We start from the raw sequence: 5,103 nt of genomic DNA on the forward strand, positions 1-5,103 counted from the left end.
GATCGGCGTCTTGACGGCGGCGCGCAGTCGAGCCAAGCCTTCAATGTCCCAATGCGGCAGCGTCTGCACGATCAGGTCCAGGCCGGCCGAGTCGATCTTGCGGATGATGTGCAAGGCTTTCTCGTAGCTCCAGAAGCCGTTGGCATCGATGGTCAGGTAGGCATCGGGGCCGACCGTCTCGCGCACGGCGTGCACCATGTCGATGTCGTCCTGCAGCGTGCCGTAGCCAATCTTCATCTTGAAGAGTGCGAAGCCAATGTCTTTGGCCCTCTTGGCTTCGGCCGCCACATCCTCAGGCTTGCCTGCCGAGAGCACCCAGCCCTGGCGGGCAGCTTCAGTTGTGCGACCACCCAGCAGCTCATAGACGGGGACACCCAGCAGCTTGCCCTTGAGGTCGTGCAGGGCGAAGTCCACTGTGGCCTTGGCCTGGTTGTTGTCGCGCACCAGCAGGTCCATCTTGGCCACGATCTTCTCGATCGCGCAGGGGTCTTCGCCCAGCAGGATGCGCGGCGCGATCACATTGGAAATCATCGCGATGATGGATTCCTGCAATTCGCCGCGGTACCACGACGACGTATCACCGGAGTCCGAGAAACCCACCGTTCCGTCATCGGTGGTCACCTTGAGCACCACGCTGTCGATCGACGTGATACGGGTGTTGGGCATGATCACCGGTTTCTTCAGAGGCGTCGAAACCGGAAAACATTCGACCTGGATGATTTTGGTCATGTTGTCTTCTCGTGAAGGAAAAATTACTGGATCTGGAAGTTGGACTGGCGCACCTGCTCACCCCAGAAGGCGGCATTGCGGTCCACGATCTGGCGCAGTTCGTCCGGGCCGGCGTAGGCGGGCTCCATCTTGACGGCCTGTATGCGCTCGATCATCTTGGGGTTGTCGAACAGCTTGCGGGTGGCTTCGGTGATCTGGCGCAGCAACTCAGGCTTCATGCTGGCGGCGGCATACACACCGAGGAAGGAGTCCACGGGCATCTTCACGCCCTGCTCGGCAAAGGTCGGCACATCGGGCATGGCGGCAATGCGCTTGTCGGCGCCCATGGCAAGCACGCGCAGCTTGCCTGTCTTGACGTACTGGTCCACCGTGGCGTCGCAGGGCACGATGACGGCCGCTACCTGGCCACCGACCAGGTCGGTCACAGCCGGGGCCGAGCCGCGGTAGGGAATGGCGTTCATCGAGACCTTGAAGTGCTGACCAACCACGTAGCCCATGAACTGGTCCTTGGCGCCGGGTGCAGGAATGCCGTAGTTGCCTGCAGTCGGGGTCTTGCGCACAAGCTCCGCAAAGCTCTGCAGATTCATGGCGGGCGAGCTGGCGTTCACCACCAGGCAGGAGTACACATTGGTGATGCGGCCAACTGGAACCATGTCTTTCTTGACATCGAAGCCTGGGTTCTTGTTGATCAGGGGCACCATCACCACCTGGTGGTCGATCACGAACAGCAGGCTGTTGCTTTCGGGCGTAGCCTGCTTGAGCGCCTGGTTGGCCAGCAGGCCGCCTGCGCCGGGCTTGTTCTCGACCACGATGTTGACGCCGAGCGACTGCGACAGCGCGTCACCGTAGATGCGGGCCAGGGTGTCGGTGCCGGCGCCCGGGGGGAAGCCGACGAGGATTCGAACGGTCTGCTTGTCCTGGGCGGACACGCCGCTGATCATCGACAAGCCGATGGCGGCGGCGACCAGGGCGGACTTCAGCAGGCTGCGGCGGGGTTGGAAAATGCTCATGTCTGTCTCCTCAAGATTGGGGAAGGAATTGTTGAAGGGTCAAAGGGGATATGCCGGGGCCACGTTGCGCACCGTGGTCCATTGCCACTGCGTGAACTCGTCCCAGTTGGCTGGGCCGCCATGGCGCGAGCCGTTGCCGGACGCTCCACGCCCGCCCATGGGCATGGTGCCGTCGTCGTTGACGGTCTGGTCGTTGATGTGCACCAGACCCACGTTGAGCTCGGCTGCCATCGCCATGCCTTGCCCCACATCAGTGGTCAGGATGCCGGCGGACAGACCGTATTCGGTGTCGTTGGCCAGCGCGATCGCCTCGGCGTCGCTGGAGAAGCCGGTGATGGAAATCACCGGGCCAAAGATCTCTTCACGGAACACCGGCATGTCGGGCGTGACATTGGCCAGCACTGTGGCGGGGAAGAACAGGCCGTTTGCCTTGCCGCCAGCCAGTAGCGCGGCGCCCATGCGCACCGACTCGTCTACCAGGCGCTGCACACGCTCGGCCTGTTTGCCGGTGATCAGTGGCCCCAGCGCCACGGGCTCGGTGTGGGGGTTGCCCACTGGCAGGGCCCGGGCCTTTTCGGCGATCCGCTGGCTGTAAGACTCCAGCAGGTCCTTGTGTACCAGGTGGCGCCCGGCGCTCATGCAGATTTGTCCCTGGTGCAGGTAAGACGCCCAGGCGGCGTTGCACACCGCCAGGTCCAGATCTGCATCGGCGCGAACGATCAGGGCATTTTTCCCGCCCAGCTCCAGTGCGACCTTCTTCAGGTGCTTGCCGGCAAGTTCGCCCACGCGGCGGCCCACGGCGGTCGATCCAGTGAAGGAAATCATGGCCACATCCGGATCGGTGACCAGCGCTTCACCGGCCTCGGCTTCGCCCGGCAGCATCTGGAACACGCCCTGCGGAAGACCTGCCGCCTGCAGCAGCAAAGCCAGCAGCACACCACCGCTGACGGGAGTGCGCAGATCGGGCTTGAGCACCACGGCGTTGCCGCAGGCCAGCGCCGGCAGCGTGGCACGGCTGGTCAGCAGGAAGGGAAAGTTGAAAGGAGAAATCACACCCACCACACCGTGGGGCACGCGGCGCGCCAGGCTGGTCACGCCGTCCATGCTGGGCAGCACCAGACCCTTGGGCTGGGTCAGCATGGCCGCCGCTTCGTGCAAGTGATGCAGCACGGAGTCGATCTCGAACATGGCCTTGGGCATGATGCCGCCGGTCTCGCGCACGATCCAGGTGGCGCACTCGGCGCGGTTGGCTTCGAGCAATGCAGCCGCCTGGCGGAACACCGCTGCGCGGGCCTGGTAAGGCATCGCCGCCCAGCCCTTTTGGGCTTGACGGGCCGACCGACAAGCCTCGCGCACATCCTGTGCATTGGCTTTGGCCACGCGGGTGAGCGTTTCGCCAGAAGCCGGCTCCACGACATCGCTGACGCCACCGTGCAGCGAGATCCAGCCTTGACCGAGGGCTTTTTCAAACCACTCGTTGTTTGAAAAAATACTATGTGACATGTGTCTCCTCATTGGGTGTCTTTAGATGGGGCCAGGTGCTCTACCGCCGTGGCACACGAAATGTATCGAGTCAATTTTAATTTGTCAACCAACTAGTCGGTTGACAAAATGCGCAAGCCTCGCGAGAATTTGCATTCCAGTTCGCAGGCCTCCGTTTTTCTGCCTTCGACGCCCTCCCCCCTATGTAGACCAGCACATGACCGTCAACTACCGCTCCCCCTGGATGACCGACGAACTCGACATGCTGCGCGCCACGGCCCGCCGCTTTTTCGAGGACGAGGTGGCCCCCAAGGCCGCCAAATTCCGTGCCCAGCACCACATCGACCGCGACGTGTGGAAAAAGGCCGGCGACCTCGGCCTGCTGTGCATGAGCATCCCCGAGGAGTACGGCGGCCAGGGCGCCACCTTTGCCCATGAGGTGGTGATGATGGAAGAGCAGGCCCGCATCGCCGACTCCACTTTCGGCTTTATCCCGGGCGCCCTCAACGGCCCAGCCTTTTTCCACGGCACCGCCAGCCATGAGCAGCTGCTGCGCTGGATGCCGGGCATCGCCTCGGGCGACCAGATGCTGTGCGTGTGCATTACCGAGCCGGACGCCGGCACCGACGTGAAGGCCATGCGCACCACCGCCCGCCGCGAAGGCGACGAGTACGTGCTCAACGGCAACAAGATCTTCATCACCCTGGGCGAACAGGCCGATCTGGCCTTGGTGGCCGCACGCACCGGCGGCGCCGGCTCTGGCGCCAAGGGCATTTCCCTGTTTATGGTCGAGACCGCCAAGACCCCGGGCTTCAAGGTCAACAAGGTGTTGGAGAAGATCGGCCAGAACGCCATGAACACCGCGGAAATCTTCCTTGAAGACGCGCGCGTACCGGCAGAAAACCTCATCGGCGGTGTCGAAGGCAAGGGCTTCTTTCAGCTCATGGACGTGTTCACCCGTGAGCGCCTGTCGATCGGCATCGTCGGCATCACCACCGCCGAGCGCGCCATTGAACTGACTGTCGAGCACGCCAAGAACCGCAAGATGCTGGGCCAGACGCTGTGGGACTTCCAGAACACCCGCTTCACGCTGGTGGAATGCCTGACCGAAGCCCGCGTCGGCCGCGTGTTCATTGACCAGATCGTCAAGGACCTGGTCGATGGCAAACCCCTGCAACCCAACGACGCCATGATGGCCAAGTGGTGGGGCTCGGAAAAGCAATGCCAGATCGTTGACCGCTGCCTGCGGCTCTTCGGCGGCTACGGCTACATCTGCGAGTACCCCATCGCGCAGATGTACATGGATGCACGCGTGGCCAAGATCTACGGCGGCTCCAACGAGACGCTCAAGGACGTGATCGCCCGCAGCATGTAAGCCCCGGCATCAGCCGCAGCCGTAAGGGGACCTCCGCCAAGAGGTCCCTTTTTCGTTCTGCCAACAGGTGTGGCCTACCCCACTGAATGTCTTGGCAGATTGACTGGACAAAAAAACCCGGCCGAGGCCGGGCTTCCCGTTGGAGCATGAAGAAGCCCTTGGGGCTTGATGCTCACTTCGGCTCGGGGGGTTTGCCGGTGGCAATGCCTTGCGTGAGCATGTCGATGAAGTTGTCCGCCACGTCCTGGATGCTGAACTTGCCACCATCCTTGTGCCAGCGCGGCACCCAGTTCAGGGCACCGAACAGACTGGCGCAGAACATGCCCGGATGGCAGGGACGGATCGAGCCGTCGGCGATGCCTTCCGTGATCAGGTTGCGCACCGTCTGGTCGAGCCGCCGCTTGAAACGCTGGATCTCCTCACCGGCCTGGGTGTCCAGCGGGCGCGAGCCCACCAGCACCTGGCAGCGCCCGAAATCGTAGTGTTGCGCAACCGCCAGGCTGCGCA

Annotated in this window: 4 protein-coding genes and 1 pseudogene; 1 reads left to right on the forward strand and 4 read right to left on the reverse strand. The window is 63.0% G+C overall.

All coding sequences use genetic code 11. The features are described from left to right. The 3 genes from ACR2JA_RS09070 to ACR2JA_RS09080 form a co-directional block, all read right to left on the reverse strand. Window positions 1-729 (reverse strand): mandelate racemase/muconate lactonizing enzyme family protein (locus ACR2JA_RS09070; RefSeq protein ID WP_434008768.1); only part of this gene is annotated, 729 nt, incomplete at its 3' end. 23 nt (window positions 730-752) lie between these two features. Then, complete coding sequence (locus ACR2JA_RS09075; protein WP_434008769.1) at window positions 753-1,739, reverse strand: Bug family tripartite tricarboxylate transporter substrate binding protein; 987 nt, start codon at window positions 1,737-1,739, stop codon at window positions 753-755. Between the two features lie 39 nt (window positions 1,740-1,778). Beyond that, entirely contained in the window at window positions 1,779-3,242 is a 1,464-nt protein-coding gene (locus ACR2JA_RS09080) for a benzaldehyde dehydrogenase (RefSeq protein WP_434008770.1), read from the reverse strand. A 196-nt stretch (window positions 3,243-3,438) separates the two neighbouring features. On the opposite strand from ACR2JA_RS09080, the gene ACR2JA_RS09085 reads away from it, so the two are divergent. Then, window positions 3,439-4,596, forward strand: coding sequence for an acyl-CoA dehydrogenase family protein (locus ACR2JA_RS09085; RefSeq protein ID WP_434008771.1), 1,158 nt, complete (start codon window positions 3,439-3,441; stop codon window positions 4,594-4,596). Window positions 4,597-4,768: 172 nt separating this feature from the next. On the opposite strand, the pseudogene ACR2JA_RS09090 reads toward ACR2JA_RS09085, so the two are convergent. After that, window positions 4,769-5,103 (reverse strand): annotated as a pseudogene (locus ACR2JA_RS09090) (hypothetical protein); the annotation flags it as partial.

It is taken from the genome of Hydrogenophaga sp. (assembly GCF_051007235.1).
Classification (GTDB): Bacteria; Pseudomonadota; Gammaproteobacteria; order Burkholderiales; family Burkholderiaceae_C; genus Hydrogenophaga.